The following is a 25,768-nucleotide window of genomic DNA, read 5'->3' as shown; positions in this document are numbered from 1 at the left end:
TTGTTTGCTCTATAGATAGCCCCTACTTACTAGTTGGCTCTTTCAGCTTGTTTTCCTTCACTGCTTCTATTTGTTCTGGTTAGTATGTTCTGTTGATAGTTCAGCGCAATCTGCTTACGGTTCACTTTACTGTTAGCCATTCGCATTATCTCATCGACCGGCTGTAATATTTGCGGTACCTGAAATAGTGCTAAGTGTTGACTGCACCATTGGCGTAGTTCGGCGGGGTCTATTGCTGGAGAAGCGACATACTGTAGGCAAACTCGTTGGCCTGCAAATTGATCATCTATCTTAAATACCACTACATCATTAACTTGCGGGTGTTCAAGTATGATATCTTCTACTTCTGCAGGATATACATTTAGGCCTGATACGATGATTGTGTCATCCATTCGTGCAAGAAAATGCAGTCGACCATTTTCACTCAAATAGCCGACATCCTGTGTTTTAACAGTTTTAATTCCTGATGCCGTTTTTACATAAGCAACTATCTCTTGCTGTTTATTGTCGAGATTACCACAGGTAATTTCGACATGAGGTAATGGCTTTCCTTGATCGTTAGCAGCAGATAAATCTTGTCCTATACTAATACAGCCCGCTTCAGAGCATCCATACTGTTGATATAAGTTTTCTACACGTGCCTGAATTTGCTCAAATACTTGTTGTGGCATAGTGGAACCTGAAGTCATAGCAGCAAATAGTTTGCTATTGGCCGGCCATAAACGTAATAATCCCTGCAACATTACCGGAGAAGAATACAAAAGCGGACGCTGACAACTCTGCAGCTTCTTGATAAGGTATTTAGGGTTTATATTACTAATTATCAGTGGTGACTGACCCCGATTCAGAGCAACCATTACGCCACAAATTAATCCATATGAATGGGTAACGGGACAAGCGACAACTGGAGTCATGCTATCCGGCTCGCTAAAAGCCTGGCAATAACTCTTTATCTCAATATCAATATCCGCCCAGCTTCGCAATATGCATTTTGGTTCACCTGTGGTGCCGGAGCTCATTTGAATAATACCTGCTTCTGATTTATTCAAATTAGTTGCCGATAGCTCAATTAATCCTGCTAAGTCGCCATAAATCAGCAATTCGCAGCCAGCCTTTTCTGCCATACGCTTTGCAGTATCCTTTGGAACACTGGGGTGGATAGGCATGGCAGATATTTTCTTTGACTTTAAGTAATAACATAGAGTCAACCAAACAAAATTATCTTCAACACATACCGCAACAGCGTTACTCTCGTTAATAGTATTTATTGAGACATAGGACTGCTGTTGCTCGTTAAAGTCTTCTTTACTATAAAACTTATCATTTATTGTAAGCATAGGATTTTCCTGGTACTGCTGGCACTGATATTGATGTCTTGGAGGTTTCCTTTTGGGCATCATGTAAAGCAGCGTCTGCTAACGGATTTCTTATCTGATGATGAAATTCTGTTTCACGATTCCCTCGAAATTTCTTATCCAATAGTGATTCGGTTTTAATTTCCGGCTGGAATAAATCGATTTGGGCTATGCGCTTTTGATCAGTTAAGTTTGATTGCTGATAGTTTCTAAAGCTTTGATAAACTGATTTCCAGAATTCACTTTCTGGAAATTGGTAGTAATCTTCAAGTAATACGGCCAGGTCAGATAAATTAAAAACCAATAAGGTATCTACTAAAAGTTCGCGCAAAGCTTCGACACTTTCCATCCAATAATATTGGTTTGGCCCGCCAAAACTATATTCTTCCTCGAAGTCAGTAAAAGTAGGCGCTAATTCCGGTTGTGCTAAGTAATTCTGAACGTACTCCATGCTTTCATGAAAATCGCGCACTATAACTTTTTCAGGCCAACCATCTTTATGTTGCAATAAGATATTTTGCCCGTGCGCCTCAATTGCTATACCGTGATGAACTAGTAAGTGCCATATGGGAATAACCACCTTTTCGAGCAGGTTCTCCAGCCAACTATGACAACCATATTCGGCAATCCAGGGCTCGATAAAAGGACTGTCATCTTGTTCTATTATACTTAGGGCTACAAAAGGTATTACATTTTTCTCATCACAGTATGAGAGGAGGCTCTGTCGAAAGATTACACCCAATTGACCATCAAGATTCTCAATCCATGCCTGATGTTCAGTGCCATCATTTGTAGGCCTTATTCCGGCGTACTCCGCCAGCAAAATCATATTTTGCTTCAGGTAGTTATCCGACTCCAGAATTTGTATTAACCAGTTTGATATAGCTGGTGCAGTACAAATAGTGTGACTTTCTATAGTGCGTAGTGAAGAAGTATTAATTATGTTCAGGGGTAGTTTTATATTAGCTTTTTCAGGATGGCTAATATTTAATAATGTACGAATAGAAATGCTGGCTTGATATTGATCGCCAGCCTCTCCAAGATAAAATACTTGTCCATCAGCAATAGCGGTCTCAAGTTTATCTTTTAAGTACTTCCACTGCCACGGATGAATTGGCATCAATGAAAATGCAGCGCTATCGGAAGTTAGATTTTTAACTTTTGTATTTAATTGCTGGTAACATTGTTCGCCAAGCTCAGTTTCCCAAAATATCTTTTCATTAACAGAATTAAATCTACGCTTCAAATAGCACCGTCTAATCGCCAACCAATGTAGTTGAAAATTATTGCCAAACTCTGGACCATAAAGTTTATGATCCAGCTCGCTAAACCCAGTTCGTGCCTTGAAGCATGGATGATAAGGATGCCCTTCATCAATTGCAGACTCTAACTGGGTATATGTTAATTCACGACGGCTTATATGACGGTTTAAATGCTCATTGTTCCACTGGCAAAGTTTAACAGTTTGTTCAAGCTCAATCGCTAGCTTTTTCTTTACTGCTACAGAAGCAGGCAAGTCCTCAATGAGGGCATTTAGTGTTATTGGTTGCCAATCAATACTTTGAGATTTATCTTTTATCCATTGTGCCTGAAATTTTGTATCTACATGCATTTCATCTCTTTGAGAAAAAAACATTTCTTCTGCATTGATTCTAATTCGACTAAAACCAGAAATTCTTCCTGAGGCACGATAAAAATGTCTTCCTAATGTAAAATAGAAAAAACCATCATGATAAGAGTAATCACAAAGATGCTCGAACAATAATGCTTCCAGGAGCTGGCGAATCACTCTTTTTTCTTCAGCTAAGTAGCTGTCAGAATTTTTATAAGGAGAGATTTCTGGGTCTTGTTGAGATAAATACTGCCGTGGGTTAACTGTGAGCAAGAGTCACCTCGTTAACTTGCTTATGGGTAGTCAAGCTTTCTTGATGCAGGTCGAAGAAAGGATTTCGTATATTAGTGTAAACGGCTAATTCTTTTTCCGCTTCCAGCTCATCAACATCTTCAACGCGAGTTAGAAGATTTCCCTTGCAGGGAATACTAGAATTATTAAATAATCTATCTGTAAAGTTTTTGCCGACGCTTGTCAGTACCCTAGAATTTAGAAGATTAAGCTTGCTGTAACTTAATTGTAATAGTTTATTCTCATCAATAAGGCCATCTTGTCCCATACGGCCAATAATTGAGAATAACTGATTGACAAAAAGATAGTATCCAAACCGGTCTGCAATCATATTGTCAGGATAAAATAAGTCAGGATTATTCCTCAACTCAGGTACAGCTTCGAGCAACTCATCCTGCATTTTTTCTGACAAGTAGAAACCTTGATTGTCTCGATAGTAGTATCTAATTGGACAGTCATCATAAATAGTTAATAGAGAATTTTGTTGGTGAGCCTCTAAACCAATACCCTGACTATCGTAAAGTCTAATTGTTGGTTCAATTGCACATTGCCAATAACAATTAAACCATTTTAACGCTGCTTCTTCTACGCTAATGCCCTGCTTGGAAGCCAAGCTTAAAACTTGCTGCGCTAATTTAGACTGAGTTCCGGATAAGATAGGGTCTTGTACCAATGCAGCGATTGAAACTGTGGGTAGTTCTAGACTGTTTGTATCTTTACTGAATGGATTTTTCCGTATAATAGTTTCAAAGCCTGTTTCCTGCATATTAGGTAATTTAACAGTAATAAAGGCAGGATCTTCAATTAAAACAAACTGTGGAAATTTTTGCTTGAAGTTACTTAATGAGAACAACTTTCCAACATTTAATCCCGGATCTAATTCGTGAGCCATATTTTTTCTTAGCGAATTAGTTATTTTTACAGGGATCGAGAGCTTAATCATATAATTCAGCTCACTGCAGTACAAAGTGCGGACAGAAGAAGTGGGCGTAAACATCTTACCCATAAGACCTAAGTCGACAATTAATCCGTCACGTTGTAAATGCTGAACATAGTCCTGGTGTAACAGCCACTGTGCTTGTAGGGGATGTACAGGTATTAGTTGTTTATCGACATCAATATCAATATCGATATCGGCCCCTAATATATTATTGATAATTTCCTCAACGCTCTCGTCGAGTAAAGAATCTTGCTCCAGAAGATCTTTTGACACGGCAAAAAAGTGTAATTGAAATTTAGATTTCAATTCCGGTGTATACTTTTCATGTTGCCAAGAGTGAATGCCTTGGCGTGACTTGGGTGTTGGATGAAGCCAATGTCCAAATAACAGAGACTGTTCAGAACAAATATAATCGGAGCTATTAAGTGTAGGATCATCTAGTCGCTTAGTAAGATAATCCTGCATGATTTGAAGACTTTCTAAAGTGCGATTTAATAGTTCTATTTTGTTGGCTGGAGTATTTGGCTTATTGTTTTGGTTATTATCTTTTGCATAAATGTTATCTATTAACATCATAATCGCAGAAGTAAAATCTATGGGTTGCCAATTCCATTGATTTGCTAATTTGCGATAGCTTTTAGTAAATACATGTCGGCCGACAATTGAACGATAAGAAGCCTCTAAAGCAAGTGTAACTCCAGTTCCGTTTAAATAAAGTTCTAGTGCATAACCATTTTCTTCTTCAAGGGCCACACCAGTTTGTAATTGCCAATCAGAGCTTGTATGCCAAACACCGGGGTCAACTTCTCTTATATATGCATTAGCAAATGCTTGAAAAGAAGCCTTTTCCGCCAGCTCTTTTGCGGTGAATGGCATGACGATATTCTCCTGGAGATACTAAGTAAAAGAACTTGCCTAGATGATAATGATACACATTCTCACCAGCAAGTAAGTTTACAATTGTTACTATTGTTTTAGAGCTGTATCTCACTTGGCGTTACTTAGACTGAAGTTTGATTCACTTTCAGCTTCGTAGGCCTGTATTGGTAGCAAAAATACGCGGCCAACAAAAAGGTGCACCATTCTGCTAATGGCAGCGCAACAATAAATGATAAATCACTTATTGCTGCTGGTAATAAGTGCCAGCTGGGCAACATATAATAAAAGGCAATCAAAAATACGGCGGGGAATAATAAGCTGCGGTTAATAGCAATTAAAGCTGAAGGTTTTGGTTTGTGTATTGCTGTTAAGTAACAGGTTAAGACGATGTTAGTCCCATTAATTAAAAATAGTGGAAGCAACAATGGCAGCAATTGCATGCTGACTCGGGATATTTCCTGATCTTGTTCATTGGTAAACCAACTCAGAACAGTTTCTGGCCAAAAAACGAGCAGCGCAACAATTATGATACCCAGGCAGATGGTACTTAATATTGCAATTGACAAAAAAGATTTCACTCTATTTAAGTGCCGAGCGCCAAAATTTTGACTGACAACGATATGAAGTGCATCAGCTAAACCATAACTAAGCATGACACTTAAGAAAATGAAGTAATTGACCAGAGTAAATGCCGCTACACCATCTACGCCTAGCCGCATTATCATTAAAGTATTTAGAATGAAAAAAATAATACCAACAGATATCTCGTTTATAAACTCTGATATACCGTTATAAGCTGAGTTAAGAAGCAGTTTCCAGTTTCTTTGTTGTAATTCGAACTTAAGTGTTCTTTTCTTGCTAAAAAAATAACGGCTCAATACTAAAAATTGTATAACTTGTGCTATTGCAGTTGCATAAGCAGCCCCGGCTAATCCGAATTCCAAGTACACGATAAACCAGGCATCGAGAATAATATTGAGAACAGCGCCGATTACTAATGCACATGTGGCTAATATCGGATGGCCATCAGCACGTACAAAATAATACAGCACCATTGTGGTTAACTGTAAAATGAACACCCAGCGAATGACGTCGAAATATTCCCTTGCTAATACAGCAACCTGGGCTGAAATATTGAGTATTTCAAAAAGTAAATCGTTGAAGGCTAAGCTGCCCAGCGCTAACAGAGTGTTAATAACCACAGCGGCAATAAGGGATTGGCTGAAGATCGCGTTTGCTGTTTTCAGATCTTTCTCACCTATGGCTTTACCTACGCTCACAGCCCCGCCTATTGCCAGCATGATGGCAATAGCTATCAACAAGGTGAAGTACGGGATCATCAGAGTGATTGCAGCGAGAGCGTCTGTACCTATGGTGTTGCCGACAAAAAAGCCATCAATCAGGTTGGCGCTTGTTATTGCAACTAAGCCGACTATTGAAGGTAGTACATAGTAAAAAAAAGTCTTGACGATACGACCGGAAAGCGCTGGATTTTGGGCTGACATTAAAGTGTCTCAAATCATGAGAAAATAGGTTCTAAGGCAGTATTATATAATCCACTTGTTGCAAATGATAGTGATTATCATTAATATCGGTAAATTTAGGTTGATACATAAAGCTGCATCGTGAAGTTTTGATGTTCTAAATGTGAATAGATTTGTGTTTGAGCCAATGCAATATTGTGTTGGGCATTAAGCGTGTTGGTGGCGTGTCCCGTGCAATGGTTGTACAGGAAGTGCGCAGCAGTATTGATGTTTTGCAGTGCTAAATGTCTTGGTAAGTCATATGTGTATCCATTGAAAATAGTTTAGAAAATGTACTATTAAAATTACTGTCAGACGTCAAAAGTAAGAGCTATGTGTAGGTTCCAGTCGGGTTCCCCCATATTAAGGTCGTCGGTGAGCGAGAGTATTTTTGCGCTATGAATAGTTTTGGATTCAAAAAATTCAAGTTTTAATTTGGTTGTGGATAAGAGGCTGTTGTGGCAACTGCGCATATTTTAATATTGGAAAGTGATACAGAAATAAGCAGACAATTGAGCGGCACTTTGCAAAAGCAAGGATTTAATGTCACTCAATGTCAAGATGTTAGTGAAGGGTTGATGGTAATGCCCGCAGACTATTTTGATCTTATTTTAGTTAATGCGTTTTTGCCCACCAATGATGATTTATCACCTTTACAGGCTATACGTAGCTGGGGGCAAACGCCTGTAATTGTTCTCTCTTCAATTAATACAACTGCAAAAAGGATAGAGAGCCTTCGGCAAGGGGCTGATGATTTTATATCCAAACCGATTGATTCCACCGAGATAGTACTGCGTGTAAACGCAATACTGCGTAGGACTTACAAGGGGGAAAGTAACATTGAGGGTGAGATTGATATCGATCATTTAAGGTTATTAAAATCAAGGCAGCAGGTTTTTTATAGGGGAGATAATTTAGCGTTTACACCTATTCAGTTTCGATTACTTTGGATACTCGCTGAGAACCGATTCAAGGTAGTTAGTAAGCAATTTTTATATCGTGCGGTACTCAACAGGCAATTTTCCCGTTATGATCGAAGCCTTGAGATGCATCTTAGTCGTATCAGGAAAAAGTTTATTGAAGTTGGTATATCAGCTGACCGCTTTGCTACGATTCATGGCAAAGGTTATAGATTTTCATAATAAAAGACTAGCTTAAGTTAAACGGTAAATTTAGGTGTGCTAAGTATCGGTTTAGGTATTATTCAAGTATTTTCTCCTTTCTAAAATTCTAATCAGGCTTGTTTAACATTAGCAAGCTTAAAGCTGTCTTTGAGTTCAAAACATTTTAATTATCGACGGTTTTTATTAGCTATTATGCTGCTGTAACAATTGTAAAAGTGGTTTTTTTCGGCCATGAAAGCAATTAACATCTTTGATAATGATTATCATTACCAAAGATGTTAATTGCTGAATACATCTTTTCGTTTAAAAGTTGGCTCGGCATAAAGTGATTTAAATGAGAAGTGGGGATATGAGCACTATTAATAAAGTTGAGGCTGAGCATGATAGCCAATTTTTAGCTTTTTCAGCGGTAATTCACATTGACAGCGAGAGGATGATTAGGCGTTTATGTAAGCACTTCGCTCACAAAGTTAATGCCCACTGGAGCAGCGATTGCGGCCATATTGAGTTTGATATGGGTTTCTGTGATATGAACGGAAGTGGAGATCAATTGGATTTTCGTTGTGGCGCTAACTCTGATGCGGAGTTAAAAGAGATCATAGATTGCATTGATTCCCACTTCTTACGATTTGCGAAAGGTGTGGAATGTTCACTTCAGTGGAATCTAATGAATTCTTAATGGTAAAAAGATGTTAGAGAAAGATAAACTCAAGAGTGAAGTTAATACTCAGTGGAATATGGCTGAGGCAGGGAATATTTATGGTGTTAACCAGTGGGGCAATGGTTATTTCGATATAGATGCACAGGGTAATGTTGTCGTAAAAAATCCTAGTGATGATGAGGCAGACGCTGTTCCCTTGATGCAAATTATAGAGGGCATGCAGGACCGCGGTTTACATATGCCTGTTTTACTGCGTGTCGAGAATATTCTTGATAAAAGTATTATCTCACTTAATGAAACATTCCGTCAGATAATCGAAAAACTGGATTACCAGAATAAATACCAAGGTGTTTATCCAATTAAAGTAAACCAGCAGGCCCAAATTGTCGATGAAGTAGCTCAATTTGGTTCTCGCTATCAACATGGATTTGAAGTTGGTAGTAAAGCCGAAATGATTGCAGCTTTATCCACCATCGAAGAACTTGATAGCCTAATTATTTGTAATGGCTATAAGGACCAAGAATTTATAGAATTGGGGTTAGAGGCAACAAAACTTGGATTGAAATGTATCTTTGTTATTGAAACCTTAACCGAACTGCCGATTATTGTAGAGCGAAGTCAAGCGTTAGATATTTTCCCTCATATTGGCGTGCGCGTTAAAATGACGACTCAAGTGAGTGGGCATTGGAGTGCTACCAGTGGTGAGAGAAGTGTATTCGGACTGTCATCAAGTCAACTTATACATGTGGTTGATTACTTAAACGAGCATCAAATGCTCAATTGCCTTGAGTTACTACATTGCCATTTGGGCTCTCAGATTCCTAACATCCGCGATATCCGTGGTGGTGTACTAGAAGCCTGTCGCTATTACTCCGATTTATGTAAAGAGGGCGCGGCATTAAAGTATATTGATTTAGGTGGTGGTTTAGCAGTTGACTACACCGGTAGACAGTCAAGTACTGGGCAAAGCCGCAATTACTCACTTGAGGAATACTGCGAAGATATTATTGATACAATTAAGAGTACATTAGATAGCAATGACTTACCCCACCCGATAATTGTTACGGAGTCTGGTCGTGCTACTGTAGCCTACACATCAATTTTGCTCTTTAATATCCTTGATGTTGTAAGTTTCGACTCAGAAGAGCTAAAAGAAGCTGAGGAAGATGAGCATCAATTGCTTCAAAATATGCGTGAAATTCTGACTTATTTGAAGCCTCAAAGATTGCAAGAGTGCTTCAATGATGCGCAGTTTTATCGGGACGAAGTTCGCGAATTATTCAAGCGTGGCCAAATAGATCTTCGTGTTCGTTCTGTATCAGAGACAATTTATTACAATGTTTTGCATCGTATAAAAGAGACTCTTTCAGAAATGGAGCGAATACCTGAAGATCTGGAAGGCTTGGCAGATTCACTAGCTGATATCTATTACGGTAATTTTAGTTTATTTCAGTCCTTACCTGATAGCTGGGCTATTGATCAGTTATTTCCTGTTATGCCTATTCATCGACTAAATGAGACTCCAAGTCGGCGTGCTATCTTGGCCGACATTACCTGTGATTGTGATGGAAAAATTGAGCGATTCGTAGTCAACCAGGAAGTCGAAAAAACCTTACCTCTGCATTCAATAAAGCACGGCGAGGAGTATTACCTCGGTGTTTTCCTAGTGGGCGCTTATCAGGAAACTCTAGGTGATCTGCATAATTTATTTGGTGATACGAATGTTGTCAGTGTGAGACTGAATTCAGATGCCAGCTTTGAGTTTGTGAAAGAGGTTCATGGGGATACTATTGAGGATGTTTTAAGTTATGTCGAGTATCAGCCGCATGAAGTAAAGACGCGTTTTCGTAATAAGGTTGAAGCGGCTGTTCGCAGTGGGCGTATTAGCGCTCGTGAACGTCAGCAAATAATTAAGACCTTCAATGCAAGTATGCAAGGTTATACCTATTATGAAAGAGATTAGAATAGAGCAGAAAACAGTGAGAGGCATGACCTGTTTAAATCTTTATCTGTATATATGAAGGCTTAAATCTAAGTATGTCGACCATGCCAGATCTTCGATCTGGCTAAAATATTTAAGCCCTGCTCTGTGAAGCTAGCTCCTGACCACGTTAATAAATTCTTTGTTTTTATATGGTTATGCTGTTAGCACCTATCCTGATTTATTGTTTTAGGTTTATATTGGTTACTTTAGTGCCAGCTAATTTCCTGTGGTGATAGTATATACAATTATATAGAGTCTATTCTTCTTTATGGCTAGTGTAGAACTCTGAATATACTTACTTTTATACTTTAGTGTGCTTGTACTCGAAAGATAACCTCTCTGTAAAAATTGTTAAGAGTTTTGATCTTTCTTGTTTCTTTGTCTGATTGTTACTTGCATTTTTTATTGCGTAAAAAGTAACGAGAATTAAAATGTTAAATTTTACGCCATTTAGTAAGGAAGCTAGGGTTAGCTAATATTCATAAGGATCATGAATATGATTTTCTGATATTATCTGGTCACAACATAAGATATTCTATCTTTTAAAGAATAGGGATGTGGACTTGAGGATCATAAATAAGATCACTTTGGGTTATATTGCACTGGCTCTGCTTCCGATCAGTTTTTCACATAGCAGTGAAACTCAGATTGAAACTATCGTTGTGACTGCGGGTAGATATGAACAGGATATTTCACAGCGGGTGGAGAGTATTTCTGTTGTAAATAATGATGTACTCAGAAAAAGTGGTAATACCCATATTCAACAAAGCCTGGTGAGTGTACCTGGAGCAAACCTAGCAAGAGGGAATGGACAGGAATACCTGCCAGCCCTACGTTCCCCGGTACTGACTGGTGCGGGAGCCTGTGGTGGTTTGTTGACAGCAGAGGATGGGATTCCACTGAGAGCAAATGGATTTTGTAATATCAATGAGTTATTTGAATCCTTCAGCAAGACAGCTCGGCATGTCGAAGTTGTTAGAGGGCCTGCTGGTACCCTCTATGGCTCTAATGCAATGCATGGATTGATCAATGTTATCAGCCGCGATCCTGTAGAAGGAAAGAATGGATCTCTCAACACTGAAGCGGGGCCCCACGATTACTATCGATTGGGTGTATCAGCAGATCATCGCCTCAGTAGTGAAGGTGATGTGATCAGTGCAGATTTGTATTTGATGACTGATGGAGGATATAGGGATCAGTCAGGATTGGACCAGCAAAAGGCTAGCATCCAGTATACCCACCAGGTCGGTGATAGCAGAGTTCGAACTCGTCTAGTAGCGACAAGCTTAAATCAGGAGACGGCTGGTTACTTCGAGGGTGACGGAGTTTACCGCAATCGTCGATTGAGTCGTACCAACCCTAATCCAGAGGCGTTTCGAGATGCCAATTCTCTCAGATTTTACTCTCTGATTGATATACCTATGAATCAAACTAGTCAATTACATTTGGCTCCTTACCTCCGTAAAACTGACATGCGTTTTCTGCAGCATTATTTACCGGGGCAACCAATGGAGGAAAATGGCCAGGAGAGTGTTGGGATAAGAAGCGGTTATTATCTGGAGCTGGGTGAAAAGCTTAATCTGCTAACCGGTATTGATACTGAATTAAGTAAAGGATATCTCTTGGAAGCCCAAGAGAGTGTTACCGAGGGCTCTGAATTTCTGCAGGCAACCATACCAGAGGGAAAGCACTACGATTATGAAATCGTAGCCTGGAATATCGCCCCCTATGCATCGGCAACCTGGAAGGTTAATGATCAATTAGAAGTCACTGGTGGAGTCAGGATTGAATCTGCACACTATGACTACGACAATCAAATGCTTCCCGGGCGCACAGATGAAAATGGATTACCCTGTGACTTTGGAGGCTGTCGGTTTAGCCGGCCAAATGACCGAAAAGATAGCTTTAACAATATATCCCCCAAGTTGGGAGCGCTATTATGGTTAAGTAATGAACTACAACTCTTTACTCAATTGGCCCAGGGTTATCGTGTACCCCAAGCGACTGAGTTATATCGATTACAGCGAGAGCAGACGGTAGCAGAGCTGGATCCAGAGGAAATTAATAGCTTTGAAGTAGGGCTGAGGAAAATAGGCGACTCTTTGTCATATGAGTGGGTGGCTTATACGATGAAAAAGGAGAATGTAATATTTCGTGATGCCGACTATTTTAACCAGTCCAATGGCAAAACCCGGCACTGGGGAGTTGAGTTGGCTGTAGATTATGAATTCACTGAAAGCTTACGGCTAGAGGTGAGTACCAGCTATGCAGAACATCGCTATGCAGATCAAAGGGAGTTGCAAGGTGTAGAACTGGATGGAAAGCTTGTAGATTCTGCGCCAAAGACCTTTGGTAATTATCGACTTCACTGGTCCCCGAATTCTTTGGTATCAGCGGAGCTTGAATGGTTACATCAGGGTAGCTATTTTACAGATCCTCAAAATGCTCATCGGTATCCAGGACATGACTTACTGAACCTCCATTTGGCCTGGCAGTGGAAACAATATCAAATTTCTACTCGAATACTGAATATTACCGATAAAGCCTATGCTGAGCGCGCGGATTACAGTAGTTTTAGTGGTAGCCGCTATTTCCCCGGAGAGCCTCGCTCAATTTACTTCGGAATTAATTTTGATTGGTGATGTAGAAAGGGCTTGCTTTTAATTTTCAGGTTTCATTTGAGCATCACGAATCAAAGCTGCCATCCGATAAAAACCATGAGCCATTTTGGTGTAGGGCGTAAGTAAAAAAAATGCGAGAACTGCACCCAAGTGTAAATCCAATAGTAGGGGGAGTGCGGCTGTTCCCCCCAGGGCAAATAGTAGGAGACCACTGAGTGCGATGAATAACAGTAGGCCAACAAACCCCATCTCCCCGCTCCAAACCCTTGCTGAGCCAAGTTCTGGATCAGCCTTGAGCTTTAGCTGAATAAGCTTGCTACACCCCACTAATATGAGTAATCCACCGGGGATACCAAGTAATTTGGGTACAGAAAAAATCGAGTATGGCCCTGGCATGTTCAGAAAGTAATACATTACTGTGCCCGAACAGGTGGCTGCAAAGCACAATAAAAAGCCGTATAGAACAGCTTGGTGCGCGTATCGTCGCTGGTTGCTGAATCGGTCTTCCTCTTCGAAGTTACATCCATCTCCGTGTCCCCCGGATAGATTCTTTAGTTTTCCTGCTGAAATTAATGCACTTCTAAATTGACCCCAGGTAATTTTTTCCCCGCCGACTTTCCTCCAGTAGCGACGTAAACTTATCCCCAGGCTAAACAGCGGATAAAGAAAGGCCGGTAAAAAAATACTGGTCATAGTGGCGTGAGAAACAATTGCGTAGAAGCCCTCACCACCACTGGGTTTCAATACTCTTATTACATAAAAGATGATGGCAAATCCGATGATAGTAGCCAGGGCGATCAGACTGCCGCGTTTTTGGAACATTCTAGCAATACCTCCCGGCCAGGCAAAAGTTTCCCAGCTTTTCTGTCGCGCTTCGGCCATGACTTGGGGAATATTAATATTGAATTCGTGGGGATCGGTATACTGGCAGGCGTAGTAACAACCTCGGCAGTTGTGGCAGAGATTGGCCAACTGGGTGATGGTTCCCTCTGAGAAAGAGCGGTGTAGTTGAAGTGCTGGAAAAACGGCGCAGTAGCCCTCGCAATAGCGACAGGCATTACAGATTTCTGCTTGCCGCCGTGCCTCTTCCAAATTATCCATTTGCATAGTTAGCGGCTTCCCTTCCAGCAATACGCCCAAAAACGGTGCCGATCATCATACCCAACCCAGCCAAATATCCCTGACTAAGGATTGACCCGGCCATGGTTTCCCCTGCAGCCCACAAGTTTTTTACCGGCCCTGTGGCAGTGCTGCACTGGGCATTCTCATCAATCTTGAGCGCCAGATAAGTGAAGGTAACCCCGGTGCGCAAGCTATAGCAGTAAAATGGTGGCTCGCTGATGGGGCGGGCCCAATTAGTTTTTTCTGGTGTCAGGCCGGTAGTGGCGACACTATCCAGCTCGGTGGGGTGAAAAGCGTCACTACTGCCACAAGCAGCATTGAAGGTTGCTATGGTATCGATCAGTTTTTCAGAGGGTAAACCGGTTTTTTCCGCGAGTTCCTCCAAGGTATTCGCCTCGGTAGGAGGGAATGCTGACGGCATAAACATTTTTAAAGACTTGGAGTCGATAATTGCAAAAGCCACTTGGTCTGGCTGTTGTGCGACAAGGCGGCCCCAGATGGCATAGCGTTTGGGCCAAATATCTTCTCCCTCGTCATAAAAGCGCTGGGCATCCTTGTTAACGACGATGGAAAAGGGGACACAATCCAGGCGGGTTACTATGCCCCCATCAAACTTCGGCGCTCGCCCGTCAATTGCCACTGCATGGCACTGGGTGGGATCTCCGACGGACTGCACGCCTTGCTCCAGTAAATCTTCCAAGACCACACCCCGGTTATAAGGTGTTCCGCGTATCAGGAAATTTTCGGCAGCTGGGCCCCAGGCTTTTTCCAACCACTCAAGATTGGCTTCGAATCCGCCGGAGGCTGCTACAACTGACCTGGGTTCAATTTGGTATTGCTGTCCCTCGTAAACATAGTCGACACGAGCAATAAGATTGCCTTTCAGCTGCAGGTGCTTAACGTGTGCCCGATACAGCACATCAATGCCTAATTTGTCTGCAGTTCGGTAATAGGCGTTAACCAGGGACTTACCGCCGCCGAGGAAAAAGGCATTAGTACGTGTGAGGGATAGAGTGCCGGACAGAGGCGGCTGGAAATGAACGCCGTGCTTTTGCATCCAGGGAAGCGCTTTTTCTGATGAGCGTATAACCAGCCGAGCTAACTGCTCATTGGTTTTACCCCCGGTAACCTTTAGCAGGTCTTCATAGTACTCGTCTTCACTGTAATTACCTTCCAGTGGACCCAGGGGGCCTCGGTGCATACAGCGTATATCCCTGGTGTGGCGGGAATTGCCGCCTCGATAGGGCTTGGGGGCAGTTTCCAGGATAATCACCTTGGCCCCAAGTTCGGCAGCAGTTATAGCTGCGCACAGAGCGGCATTGCCACCCCCAATTACGGCGAGGTCGTAGTGGTTGTTCACCGGTAGAAAACCCTTTTGCAATGGATCAGTGTTCCATTGCAAAAGGTAGGTGAAAATTGAGAATAAATAGACGGGCAGGCAATTCCTGCCGCAAAAAATCGTCAGCTGGTGGCGGGTTGTTCAGCTTGCTGCATGTCGATGTGAACAGATACAGAGGCCTGGCTTTCCAGCCAGTTGTCCATGCGCTCTTCAAGAATATTGAGCGGCAGCGCACCAGCCCCCAACAGGGCATCGTGGAAGTTCCGAATATCAAAATTGCTATCCAGGGTTTCCTCTGCCTCTTTGCGCAACTCTTTAATTTTGAGCTGCCCCAGCTTGTAGGCTAGAGCCTGGCCTGGCCAAACCAGATAGCGGTCGATTTCGACGGTGACATCATGGAGCGGTTTGGCGCTGTTCTCCATAAAGTATTCGATTGCCTCCTCGCGGCTCCAACCCAGCTGGTGCATACCGGTGTCCACTACCAGGCGAACTGCACGCCACATATCGTAGGTGAGTGCACCGAACTCGCTGTAGGGGTTTTTATACAGGCCCAGGTCGTAACCGAGACTCTCGGAGTAAAGGCCCCAACCCTCTACAAATGCAGTGTAGAGCGCCATGCGGCGCAGAGGATGAATATCAGTTTGCTCTTGTGCCAGGGCGATTTGCAGGTGGTGGCCCGGCATTGCCTCGTGCACTGTGAGCGCTTCCATTTCCCATTTCGGGCGGCTGGGCAGGTTGTAAGTATTGGCAAAGAAGATACCTGCACGGCCAGCTTCGTTGGAGCCGGGCAGATAATAAGCCGTTGTTTGGGATTGTTCTGAATAGCTGGGTATCGGTTTCACACCATAGGGCAGGCGCGGCAAGGTGCCGAACAGGGCAGGCAGCTCTGCATCAATGCGCTTGGCAATATCGCGGTAATCCCGTAGTAACCCCTCCCGGCTGGTGTGGTAAAAGCGCGGGTCGGTACGCAGAAACTCGGTGAATGCTTTGAAGTCTCCCTGGAAGCCTGTCTTCTGGATAACTCTATCCATCTCCCCGCGAATTCGCTTCACTTCCGAAAGCCCAATGCGGTGGATCTCCTCGGGGCTGAGGTCGGTGGTGGTATTCTCTTCCACTTTATGGGCGTACCAGCGCAGACCGTCAGGGCGGCTGGTTAAAGCGGTATCCACCTGGGCCTCGGGAATATATTTGCGCTCAACAAATTCAGCCATACCCTGCCAGGCCGGTACCAGTTGTTTGCTGTAAATGGCATAGGCGCGTTGCTGCAGACTTTTCCGCTTAGTTGCTGGAATGGCCTCAGGCATTTGATTAAATGCTGTCAGCAATGGGCTGTGCTCCGGCGCGGTAGGTACCAGTGCGCGTATTTGACGCGGCAGGTCGCGCAGGGTGATTTGTGGTGGTGTGACTCCTTTGCGCAGACCCCGGCGCATCAGCCCCTGGGTTTGTTCAATCAGGATTGGCAACCTTTCCAGACGGCTGATTATTGTTTCGTAATCGGCTGCAGTGCGCTTGGGCATGCTATTGATCACTTCCGGTATGCTGCGTTGGATGCCGCTCATATGGGTAAGCGGTTGCAGATGATCTGGGAACTGGAAGCCTTTCACTTCTCCCAACAAGTCCTGGTAAAGCAGTTGGTAATCCAATTGCTGTTCGGTTGGCAGATCGCTTTGATCGATATTACGTGCAGCCCCTAAAAGGATCCTGGTCTGCTTTTGACGCAGTTCCACAGACTTAAGAGAGTTATCCACCCAGCGATGATTTTGCCCTGGGTAGCCTTCGTAGGTTGCCTGGCTGGGGTAACTCTCCATAATCCAGCGATAGCGTAAATCCTGCAGGGCGGTGAGTCGCTCTGAGGCACTGTTCTCCGGAAGGGATTTATAAGCTTTTCGGAAGGTGTCCTGGTCCATCGCTGAGGCATTGAGGCTCACAACAAGTCCCAGGGATGTAAATAGGGCTTTTCTGATAAACGACATAATCCCCTCAAGTGAAAACGTGTGGCCCAAATAGTGGCCGGATTTAGTCAATGGGTGGTTTGTTACCACTGCCGGCAATTTATTGCCGGGCATTTGAAGAGCAGCCAGCCGCATTAGCTGGCTGCCAAAGGCGGGCTGGGTCAGTTGGCTGCCGCTGTGCGACTGCCAAACTCCTGGTGATTGATCAGTTGCAAGCGCCTGCGAATCTGTTCCTCAATACCGGAGGCATTGAGGCCGATGGCCGCCAGCAGGTCTTTGTGCTTGCCGTGCTCAATAATTTGATCTGGAAGCCCCAGTTGCAGCACCGGTACCGACCGCGCAGTGCTATTGAGGTATTCGAGTACGGCACTGCCAGCACCACCAGCAATGGTGTTCTCTTCGATGGTAACTAAGAGTTGGTGACTCTCGGCAAGTTCATCGATCAGTGCTTCGTCCAGGGGTTTTACCCAGCGCATATCGGCGACGGAGGCCCCCAGCTGCTCTGCAGCGGCCATAGCGGGGCCGAGTAAGGTTCCGAAGCTGAGGATGGCTACACCACTGCCCTGGCGCAACAGGCGCCCCTTGCCGATCGGTAGCTCTGTCATTTCCTTGTTGATGGCGGTACCCATACCGGTTCCGCGCGGATAGCGCACAGCAGTGGGGCCGTTGTGTTTGTAGGCGGTATAGAGCAGCTGGCGGCACTCGTTTTCGTCACTGGGCGCGGCGATAGCCAGGTAGGGCAGGCAGCGCATAAATGTGAGGTCAAAACTACCCGCGTGCGTGGGGCCGTCTTCCCCAACCAGGCCGGCGCGGTCGATGGCGAAAGTGACATCCAGGTTTTGGATTGCCACATCGTGCACCATTTGGTCGTAGCCGCGCTGTAAAAATGTCGAATAAATAGCAACTACCGGCTTCTGGTCTTCACAGGCGAGGCCCGCAGCGAGAGTGACGGCGTGCTGTTCGGCAATGGCTACGTCGTGGAAGCGGTCCGGGAAGCGCTTGGAGAACTCCACCATACCGGAGCCCTCGCACATGGCCGGGGTAATAGCGACCAGGCGCTCGTCCTGTTCTGCGGCATCGCACAGCCACTGGCCAAAAATATCCTGGTACTTGGGCAGCTTCTTCTTGCCGGGTACGGCTACTTGCACCTTGGCTTCCGGCTCCAGCTTGTTCAGCGCGTGGTAGCCCACCGGATCTTCTTCAGCAGGGCCGAAGCCTTTGCCCTTGGTGGTGGCAATATGCAGGAGTTGCGGGCCCGGCTGGCTGCGCAAGTTGCGCAGGGTGTGGACCAGGTCGTGCATGTTGTGGCCATCCAGGGGGCCCACGTAGTTAAAACCCAGTTCTTCGAACAGGGTGCCCGGCGTGATCATGCCTTTGACGTGCTCTTCGGTACGTCGCGCCAATTGCCAGGCTTTGGGGATGGCAGACAGTATCTTACGGCTGCCCTCGCGCATGTTCAGGTAGGTTTTGCTGGCCAGGATTTTGGCGAAATAGGTAGCCAGGCCGCCAACATTTTTTGAGATAGACATACTGTTGTCATTGAGAACAACCAACATGTCCTTGCCGGTATGCGAGGCGTGGTTCAGGGCTTCGAAAGCCATTCCCGCCGTCATGGCGCCATCGCCAATCACCGCCACTACCTTGCGATCGTCAGAGGAGCCCAGGGCCATACCCAGGGCGGCGCTGATCGAAGTACTGGAGTGGCCGACACCAAAGGTATCGTAGGGGCTCTCACTGCGCTTGGGGAAGCCGGACAGTCCCCCTTGCTGACGCATGGACAGCATCTGTTCGCGGCGACCGGTGAGGATTTTATGGGGGTAGGTCTGGTGGCCCACATCCCAAACCAGCCGGTCCTCCGGGGTATTGAATATGTAATGCAGGGCGATGGTCAGTTCCACCACACCGAGACCGGCACCAAAGTGCCCGCCGGTCTGGCCGACACAATACAGCAGGTACTCGCGCAATTGGCTGGCGAGTTCCGGCAATTGGCGTTCATCGAGGGCGCGCAGCTGCGCTGGGTCGTCGATCGAGTCGAGAAGCGGTGTCTGCGGGCGCGTGCGTGGAATTTCTTCGAGCATCAAATGTATCAGTTGCAACAGATGGTGATATTGAGGGGGATTGTATGCCCGTGGCGGGCATATTGCATCCCAAACCCCACAGGCAAGGCTGTGACTTAGTGTCCGCGCTGCACGATATAGTCTGCGAGCTGCTGCAGTAGCAGGGTATCGCCATCGAGACTTTGCAGTGCCTGGGAGGCCTGGGCGTGCAGTTTTGTCAGCTTGTCCCGGGCGCCGTCGACGCCGAGCAGAGAGACATAAGTGGGTTTGTTGCGCAGGGCATCGGCGCCCTGGGTTTTGCCCAGAACCGCGGTTTCAGCAGTGATATCGAGAATATCGTCCTGAACCTGAAATGCCAGGCCAATAGCTTGGGCGTAGCCGGTAATAACCTCCAGCTCCCTCTCGCTGGCACCCCCCAGCAGTGCGCCCATACGTGCGCTGGCACAAATCAGAGCCCCGGTCTTCAGGCGGTGCATGGGCTCCAGCTGATCCAGGGTCAGGGTTTGGTCAACGGAGTCCAGGTCGATAGCCTGGCCGGCGACCATACCTCGGGCCCCCGCCGCAGTGGCGAGCTCACGCATTAACTGTAACTGCAATTGAGGCGCGAGCGGTTCTGCGAGAAGCAACTCGAAAGCCTGGGTTTGCAGTGCGTCGCCGGCGAGAATGGCTGTGGCTTCGTCAAAGGCGATATGACAGGTGGGGCGACCTCGACGAAGGTCGTCGTCATCCATTGCCGGCAGGTCGTCGTGGACCAGGGAGTAGGCGTGAATGCACTCCAGGGCCGCCGCTGTGCTATCGCAATAGGCCAGGTCAAAATCGACACCCCGAAAAACCTGGGCACAAGCGTAGACGAGAGCGGGGCGCAGGCGTTTGCCGGGGCCCAGTGCGGCATAGCGCATTGCTTCGAACAGCTTTTCTGAGCCGTCGATCGGGGTGTTGAGCGCCTGCTGGATTCGGCTTTCGACGCGTGTGGAGGAGGCCTGTAGAAAGGCTTTCAGCTCCTCTGGCAGGTTTGCGGAACTCACTTAAACTGGGTCCCCGGAGTTGTCGTCGGCATCAAAGGGGAGCTCGCGGATATTGCCGCTCTCTTCAATTAACAGCTTCACTTTCTGCTCGGCTTTGGCGAGCTTCTGTTGGCACTCCCGGGTGAGTTTCACTCCCTTTTCGAAATCAGCGAGAGCCTCCTCCAATGGGAGATCTCCGCCTTCGAGTCGCTCAACCAGCTGTTCCAACGCCTCGAGACTCTCTTCAAAAGTTGCTGTTTTTTTCTTTGCCGCCATAGCATCGCCTCTTAATTGCGGGGCAACCTTAGCGGCTGGCGCTGCGGGGGTCAATTCCATGGCCCCCTCATCCGGGAGCCTCTTCTCAGTGTCGTTTAGGCGTGCAATTCCTAGAGGCTCGACTCCCGGGATAAAAGATAGTGCGCCAGGGCTTTTTTCTGCACCGCCGTAAAGTTGTAATTAGGCATTGGTGGTGTTGGGGCATCGAAGTAGTCAGCCAGGGTCTGCGCTGTGTATTTAGCGGACAGGTTGCGCAGGGGAAACTGGGCCTGATGGCAGTGGGCACAATCGTTAGACCGATAGAGCTGCGCGCCCAGTTGAACCACCTCGGCATCTATTGAAAGCGCGTTGGCCGTGGATGTTTTTTGCAGTTGTGGCTGCTGTGTTGTCAATACAGCTTGGCGAGGGGCCCCTTGGCTCACACGATAAACTGCACTGGCGTAGTCATCGGAAATATAGATATTGCCCAGTTTATCCTCGGCGATGGCGACAGGGCGGCCGTAAACCGTTTGGCGGTCATTACTGAGAAATCCCCACAGGAAATCCCTCTGTTGAATTTCCCCGTCGCCACTCCAGTGTAGGGAGACAACTTTATAGCCATCTTTCACACTGCGATTCCACGAGCCGTGCAGGGCGACCAGCGCTGCATGGCGATAATCCTTAGGCTGTTCCACACTGTGCAAAAATTTAATCCCGAGTGGCGCGTTGTGAGCGCGAAATTCGTACACAGGAGGAATTGAGTCAGCAATCTTTTGCTGGATTTCAGAGCTTGCATCCACCCCAAGATCCGGATCGGGAACCCGGTCACCGTAGGCGTAGGGCCATCCGTAGAATTGGTCTTTGCGAATCAGGTTGAGCTCATCTGGCGGCAGGTTGTCGCCGAGCCAATCGCGGCCATTATCTGTTGCGTAAAGTCCGCCATCTTTTGGAGACCAATCGAACCCCACACTATTACGCAGGCCGGTGGCGTATATTTCAAAATTATCTCCGTTTGGTTTCATTCTCATGATGGTTGCGCGGCGAGGATCTTTTTCAATACAAACGTTGCAGCTGGAACCACTGCTGAGAAAAAGCCATCCATCGGGACTCATATCAATAGTTTTTGTCCAGTGTCCATCGTCCTCAAGATTTTCAATAATTCTCTGGTAGCGCCCTGCCAGTCGCCCATCGGAATGATCAAAGGGAACCCGTCCAACTGCGTCGCTTTCGGCAATATATAACCAGCCGTCGTGTAGCAATAATCCGTGGGGCCGTTGAAGATTATCAATTAGGGTCTTTTGCCCGTCACTGCGGCCGTCGCCGTCTTTATCTTGTAATAAAAGTGAAACTTTGCCATGTTTAGGCTGAGAGACGATGATGTCTCCATTGCGGGTCACTGTGAGCCAGCGTGCGCCGGGAACATCCCCTGCAAATAACTGGACCGAGTATCCATCTGCTGCGGTCAGCCGGCCTGTCACTTCTTTTTCTGTTGTTTTGACACCACCGACCAGTTGGCGCCAAGGCACACTGACGCTGGATTTAAAGGTGGCTAAGGCGGTAGAAAGCACCGCGCCGAGGGCGATAAAAAATATTAGCGTATATTTCAACGTTTTCTTCATGGTATCGATTGAACTTGAAATAAAGATGTTTATAGTTGCCGCGCTTATCTATTTACCCCTATAGTTAACACGGGATTAATTTCCTGTCTTCCCTCCCTTTTGTAACAGGTAACTCAGTTTGTGAGATATCTCTTACACAAAATTCAGCAGATTTCCCCTACTTTTTTCTCCCTTGATGTCCATAATTAACTTGCAAGGACGCGAAAGGGACTGCACTACTGCGGCAATGGATAAATGGATTGCGCCGCTCGCCCTAGGGATATGGGCACCATCCTGTGAGACGCACCGCCCGGGCCGGATTGCCTGGGCGGTGTTTTACATTCTGCCTTAACCTGCCTGTTGCTGCCTGCAACGCTTTCCACAATTTACACCTTTCTTTTGTAATTTGCTGTTATTCCATCAGCGGCATGTCGCTGTCTGGAATTTGTAATAGTTATCCGCTTTAATGTTGATAGGCCGGCCAAATTACCCATGGGCCGGCGGAGGGTGGCGCATTCAGTAATCTACCAGCAGAAGTGCCCGTATTACCCAAGGCAAAACTACGCCTGTGGGCATCTGTATTTTCGTTGGTAAAAAAGCTTTCAGACTCCTCCATCTTGTCTGGGAGCAAGCTTTTACTTTCGAAGGTGGCAGTTTTTTCTAATGCTGCGAATCGCGCCAGCTTCTGTCATCGTCATCCAGTCCCTTCGATCTGTCACTCCAAAACTTCTTTTTTCTTCTTTATAAAAACCGTTGTGATTACACGGAAACAGTTCCGGGGCTGCCTTGTTCTATTCGACTGTGGGGAGGCGAGGTTATGCACGCGAGAATATTGCGTTTAAACCTGGCGGGACAACCGCTGGAATGGCTGAGTTGGCAAGAGGCATCCTGTCTGTACGTGCGGGAGCTGGTTACATGGTCGCTGGGAGGTGTTGTCCAGCGGGTGAGAGGAGGCTTTAATCGCAATGGCGATCGTTCCAGCCTTGATCTGGCCGCTATTATCGCCTGTGGCGGTGCACGTATGGCCCGTCCGCGCCGGCGCCCACCTCTAACAAATCGAGCACTGTTTTTTCGCGATTCCCATACTTGTCTTTATTGCGGTAATTTCTTTAAAAGTGTGGATTTGACACGGGACCATGTTATTCCTGTTTCCAAAGGCGGAGTTGATTCCTGGGAAAATGTGGTCGCGGCCTGCAGGCGCTGTAACCAGCATAAGGGCAATCAATTATTGGAAAATATCGACATGGAGCTGTTGGCCTTGCCCTTCTGCCCCAATGCAGCTGAATACCTTGCCCTGATTAACAGTGAGCGGATTCGCGGCGATCAGATGGAGTTTCTGCGCGGCCAGTTTTCACGGCGACGTCAACAGGGGTGGTTGTTGCACTAGCCCGTCGGATCGAAATGAGCAAAAAAGAAAAGGGGCCAATAAGCCCCTTTTAATTATGTCTTGTCGTTAGGTGAAGATACCGCAGAGCGGATCAGACCGGCCAGGTATTCGGTGAAATTGTGCCCGTGGTTTTCCATCATTTTGGGGAACATGGAGTTTGGGGTCATACCGGGAAAAGTATTGACCTCATTGAGGTAGAGTTCGCCGGTTTCTGTCAGGAAAAAGTCTATGCGGGACAAATCCTTCAGCTTTAGGGCCTTAAAAGTGCGCAGGGATACTTCGGCTATCCATTGAAGCTGTTCTTCGTGAAGATCAGCAGCTTCGATAAAGGTGACCGCGCGGCTGCCCTCGGCATACTTTTCCTTATAAGTGTAAAAAGTATCCGTTGGGGCGCGTACTTCTCCCGGGCGGGTTGCGATCACATCATCGTTGTAGTGGTAAACCGCAACTTCCAGCTCTCTGGCTTTCAATGCTTTTTCTATCAGCACATAAGGGGAGAGTTTAAAGGCATCCTCGATCGCGGCCTCTAACTCCTCTTTGTCACGGACCTTAAAGCAACCTACGGAAGATCCCTGATTGGAGGCTTTTACAAATACCTCGCCCCAGTTCTCCAGGGCATCGTGAGCTTTTTGTAGTTCCTCGACTTCAGTGCTGTGCAAAAACTCGTAAGGTGTGTTTTCAATACCCAGAGCGCTGAGCCACATCTTGGTTTTAATTTTGTTAAAGCAGATTTTGCTGGGCTCAGGTGCAGAGCCGAAATAGGGGATGCCGAACATATCCAGTTGCGACTGCAAATCGCCAGTCTCTCCCGGGTAGCCGTGAATTGCAGGAATTACGTAGTCCACATCCCAGGAGTTACCTTCTTCATCGCGAATTTTGCGATCGTAAAAGATATGGTAAACCCGGCCCTGGCTGTCGGTAAGGCAGCCACTGCTATCCATTTCCACCCGCAATAGGGCGATGTCCTCTGCCGCTGACAACTTGTCCTCGATAAAATCAGCAGTTCTGAGGGATACGTCGTGCTCGCTGCCGCCACCGCCGCAGATAAGCAAGGTGTTAATCATAAAATTATTCCGTCGTAGTGCCTGCCGAAGGTGCGGTTAATACCTGTTCGCACTGTTGAGGCAAGGTCTTTGGTTTCGGCTTTTTCTGTTTCGGCTGGGGTTTAGTGCCATTGAGAATTGCATAGAAGTCATCGCTAAACCACCAATCCAAGTCACTGCCACAGGCTGCAGTGGTCACCGGAGCCTGGGGCTTACAGTTGGTGCTTCCCTCTGGGCAGGCCAGGCGCACATGAAAATGGTAATTGTGCCCCCACCAGGGGCGCACTTTGCGCAGCCACTCGTTATCTTCGCCGGATATTTCGCACAGGTGGCGCTTGATGGTCGGGTGTACAAAAATTCGTTCGACCCGCTGGTCCTCTGAGGCCAAGCGCAGGATTTTGGGAACCCGGTCGTCCCAGTTTTCAGGGATTAGGCGGTGTTTGCGCTCATTAGCCAAGGCAACAGCAGAAATATTATCACGCTCCCACGGGGTGAGGGGACGCTCTGCGGCTCGCCGATCCTGGGAATACCAGATGTCTATGTCCAGGCCGGTTTGGTGGCTGTTGTGCCCACCACTGCCGAAAGGGCCCCCTCGAGCCATAGACATGTCACCGATCTGGATTCTGCCCAGATCTTTCTGCGCCACGCTCTGGGAAAACTCCTTCAGGAAGTTAATGGTCTGGGGGTGGGCAAAATGTCGATCGCGGCCAGTCCTCACCAACTGATAGCCCTCTCCCCTCAATGGTAGGGTCTCCCCGCCACTCAGGCAGCCATTGGTGTAGGTGCCAATACTCGATGGTGTCTGTGCACTGGGCCCTTCGACCTTATCCCAGTCGTTGGCACTTGCGGCACCGCTCGCTAGGGCCGAGGCGAGAATCAGGGTGTGGGTTATTTGCCGTAAAAATCCCGCTTTAAAGGGGCTAACGGCCTCGGTAGTGGATACTGAATTTTGAGCTTTCGGGTGCATAGGTCCCTGGATACCAATAAGTCACAGTTGTCGGGCCACCTCAAGTGGCGCTCG

The 25,768-nt window shown here is 46.5% G+C and carries 18 protein-coding genes; 5 read left to right on the top strand and 13 right to left on the bottom strand.

Annotation, left to right across the window (positions count from 1 at the left end; genetic code table 11):
- Positions 1 to 29: 29 nt before the first annotated feature.
- The 4 genes from ACJJI1_RS04650 to ACJJI1_RS04635 form a co-directional block, all read right to left on the bottom strand.
- On the bottom strand, positions 30 to 1,337 hold the full coding sequence (locus ACJJI1_RS04650) for an AMP-binding protein (protein WP_444958679.1): 1,308 nt from the start codon (positions 1,335 to 1,337) through the stop codon (positions 30 to 32).
- Positions 1,321 to 3,240 carry an IucA/IucC family protein gene (locus tag ACJJI1_RS04645; RefSeq protein WP_444958678.1) on the bottom strand — a complete coding sequence of 640 codons (1,920 nt, stop codon included), beginning with the start codon at positions 3,238 to 3,240 and terminating at the stop codon, positions 1,321 to 1,323. Before ACJJI1_RS04645 ends, ACJJI1_RS04650 begins: the two co-directional genes overlap by 17 nt.
- Complete coding sequence (locus tag ACJJI1_RS04640; protein ID WP_444958677.1) at positions 3,227 to 5,074, bottom strand: IucA/IucC family protein; 1,848 nt, start codon at positions 5,072 to 5,074, stop codon at positions 3,227 to 3,229. The genes ACJJI1_RS04645 and ACJJI1_RS04640 overlap by 14 nt, the downstream gene beginning before the upstream one ends.
- Positions 5,075 to 5,199: 125 nt before the next feature.
- Entirely contained in the window at positions 5,200 to 6,582 is a 1,383-nt protein-coding gene (locus tag ACJJI1_RS04635; RefSeq protein ID WP_444958676.1) for an MATE family efflux transporter, read from the bottom strand.
- 476 nt (positions 6,583 to 7,058) lie between these two features.
- Between ACJJI1_RS04635 and ACJJI1_RS04630 the strand changes: the two genes are divergently transcribed.
- The 4 genes from ACJJI1_RS04630 (at position 7,059) to ACJJI1_RS04615 (ending at position 13,011) form a co-directional block, all read left to right on the top strand.
- Positions 7,059 to 7,742 (top strand): response regulator transcription factor, encoded by a 684-nt coding sequence (locus tag ACJJI1_RS04630; RefSeq protein WP_444958675.1) that lies wholly within the window; start codon positions 7,059 to 7,061, stop codon positions 7,740 to 7,742.
- A 331-nt stretch (positions 7,743 to 8,073) separates the two neighbouring features.
- The gene (locus ACJJI1_RS04625; RefSeq protein ID WP_444958674.1) at positions 8,074 to 8,403 is read left to right on the top strand and encodes a DUF2218 domain-containing protein; all 330 of its coding nucleotides are present in this window, start codon (positions 8,074 to 8,076) and stop codon (positions 8,401 to 8,403) included.
- 10 nt (positions 8,404 to 8,413) lie between these two features.
- Complete coding sequence (gene speA / locus ACJJI1_RS04620; RefSeq protein ID WP_444958673.1) at positions 8,414 to 10,348, top strand: biosynthetic arginine decarboxylase; 1,935 nt, start codon at positions 8,414 to 8,416, stop codon at positions 10,346 to 10,348.
- Positions 10,349 to 10,932: 584 nt separating this feature from the next.
- Positions 10,933 to 13,011, top strand: coding sequence for a TonB-dependent receptor (locus ACJJI1_RS04615; protein WP_444958672.1), 2,079 nt, complete (start codon positions 10,933 to 10,935; stop codon positions 13,009 to 13,011).
- 18 nt (positions 13,012 to 13,029) lie between these two features.
- Here ACJJI1_RS04615 and tcuB read toward each other — a convergent pair whose 3' ends face one another.
- From tcuB to ACJJI1_RS04580, 7 genes are all read right to left on the bottom strand, one after another.
- Positions 13,030 to 14,097: a tricarballylate utilization 4Fe-4S protein TcuB gene (gene tcuB / locus ACJJI1_RS04610; RefSeq protein ID WP_444925948.1), complete on the bottom strand. Its 1,068-nt coding sequence runs from the start codon at positions 14,095 to 14,097 to the stop codon at positions 13,030 to 13,032.
- Positions 14,084 to 15,493: an FAD-dependent tricarballylate dehydrogenase TcuA gene (tcuA, locus tag ACJJI1_RS04605; protein ID WP_444958671.1), complete on the bottom strand. Its 1,410-nt coding sequence runs from the start codon at positions 15,491 to 15,493 to the stop codon at positions 14,084 to 14,086. The genes tcuB and tcuA overlap by 14 nt, the downstream gene beginning before the upstream one ends.
- 80 nt (positions 15,494 to 15,573) lie before the next feature.
- On the bottom strand, positions 15,574 to 17,424 hold the full coding sequence (locus ACJJI1_RS04600) for a DUF885 domain-containing protein (protein ID WP_444958670.1): 1,851 nt from the start codon (positions 17,422 to 17,424) through the stop codon (positions 15,574 to 15,576).
- Between the two features lie 140 nt (positions 17,425 to 17,564).
- Entirely contained in the window at positions 17,565 to 19,481 is a 1,917-nt protein-coding gene (dxs, locus tag ACJJI1_RS04595; RefSeq protein ID WP_444958669.1) for a 1-deoxy-D-xylulose-5-phosphate synthase, read from the bottom strand.
- Positions 19,482 to 19,576: 95 nt separating this feature from the next.
- A complete protein-coding gene (locus ACJJI1_RS04590; protein ID WP_444959361.1) occupies positions 19,577 to 20,470 on the bottom strand; it encodes a polyprenyl synthetase family protein in 894 nt (297 codons plus the stop codon).
- 15 nt (positions 20,471 to 20,485) lie between these two features.
- Entirely contained in the window at positions 20,486 to 20,800 is a 315-nt protein-coding gene (locus ACJJI1_RS04585) for an exodeoxyribonuclease VII small subunit (protein ID WP_413663362.1), read from the bottom strand.
- A gap of 50 nt (positions 20,801 to 20,850) precedes the next feature.
- On the bottom strand, positions 20,851 to 22,338 hold the full coding sequence (locus ACJJI1_RS04580) for a PQQ-dependent sugar dehydrogenase (protein ID WP_444958668.1): 1,488 nt from the start codon (positions 22,336 to 22,338) through the stop codon (positions 20,851 to 20,853).
- 796 nt (positions 22,339 to 23,134) lie between these two features.
- Between ACJJI1_RS04580 and ACJJI1_RS04575 the strand changes: the two genes are divergently transcribed.
- A complete protein-coding gene (locus ACJJI1_RS04575) occupies positions 23,135 to 23,704 on the top strand; it encodes an HNH endonuclease (protein WP_282931208.1) in 570 nt (189 codons plus the stop codon).
- Between the two features lie 53 nt (positions 23,705 to 23,757).
- Here the strand turns inward: ACJJI1_RS04575 and ACJJI1_RS04570 are convergent, their stop codons facing one another.
- Positions 23,758 to 24,768: a D-alanine--D-alanine ligase gene (locus ACJJI1_RS04570; protein WP_413663360.1), complete on the bottom strand. Its 1,011-nt coding sequence runs from the start codon at positions 24,766 to 24,768 to the stop codon at positions 23,758 to 23,760.
- Positions 24,769 to 24,772: 4 nt separating this feature from the next.
- Positions 24,773 to 25,714, bottom strand: a complete 942-nt coding sequence (gene mepA / locus ACJJI1_RS04565; RefSeq protein ID WP_444958667.1) for a penicillin-insensitive murein endopeptidase — start codon at positions 25,712 to 25,714, stop codon at positions 24,773 to 24,775.
- Between the last annotated feature and the right edge of the window lie 54 nt (positions 25,715 to 25,768).

This window comes from Microbulbifer maximicatervae (SeqCode), from assembly GCF_052467065.1.
This window is presented reverse-complemented; position numbering and strand designations above follow the sequence as displayed.

What these genes read in the sequence shown, in the direction of transcription:
- tcuB (WP_444925948.1), bottom strand. Translation starts at nt 14,097, where the DNA reads ATGCAAATGGATAATTTGGAAGAGGCACGGCGGCAAGCAGAAATCTGT.
- speA (WP_444958673.1), top strand. Translation starts at nt 8,414, where the DNA reads ATGTTAGAGAAAGATAAACTCAAGAGTGAAGTTAATACTCAGTGGAAT.
- ACJJI1_RS04640 (WP_444958677.1), bottom strand. Translation starts at nt 5,074, where the DNA reads ATGCCATTCACCGCAAAAGAGCTGGCGGAAAAGGCTTCTTTTCAAGCA.
- ACJJI1_RS04650 (WP_444958679.1), bottom strand. Translation starts at nt 1,337, where the DNA reads ATGCTTACAATAAATGATAAGTTTTATAGTAAAGAAGACTTTAACGAG.
- ACJJI1_RS04575 (WP_282931208.1), top strand. Translation starts at nt 23,135, where the DNA reads ATGCACGCGAGAATATTGCGTTTAAACCTGGCGGGACAACCGCTGGAA.
- mepA (WP_444958667.1), bottom strand. Translation starts at nt 25,714, where the DNA reads ATGCACCCGAAAGCTCAAAATTCAGTATCCACTACCGAGGCCGTTAGC.
- ACJJI1_RS04600 (WP_444958670.1), bottom strand. Translation starts at nt 17,424, where the DNA reads ATGTCGTTTATCAGAAAAGCCCTATTTACATCCCTGGGACTTGTTGTG.
- ACJJI1_RS04570 (WP_413663360.1), bottom strand. Translation starts at nt 24,768, where the DNA reads ATGATTAACACCTTGCTTATCTGCGGCGGTGGCGGCAGCGAGCACGAC.
- ACJJI1_RS04580 (WP_444958668.1), bottom strand. Translation starts at nt 22,338, where the DNA reads ATGAAGAAAACGTTGAAATATACGCTAATATTTTTTATCGCCCTCGGC.
- ACJJI1_RS04635 (WP_444958676.1), bottom strand. Translation starts at nt 6,582, where the DNA reads ATGTCAGCCCAAAATCCAGCGCTTTCCGGTCGTATCGTCAAGACTTTT.
- ACJJI1_RS04625 (WP_444958674.1), top strand. Translation starts at nt 8,074, where the DNA reads ATGAGCACTATTAATAAAGTTGAGGCTGAGCATGATAGCCAATTTTTA.
- dxs (WP_444958669.1), bottom strand. Translation starts at nt 19,481, where the DNA reads ATGCTCGAAGAAATTCCACGCACGCGCCCGCAGACACCGCTTCTCGAC.
- ACJJI1_RS04585 (WP_413663362.1), bottom strand. Translation starts at nt 20,800, where the DNA reads ATGGAATTGACCCCCGCAGCGCCAGCCGCTAAGGTTGCCCCGCAATTA.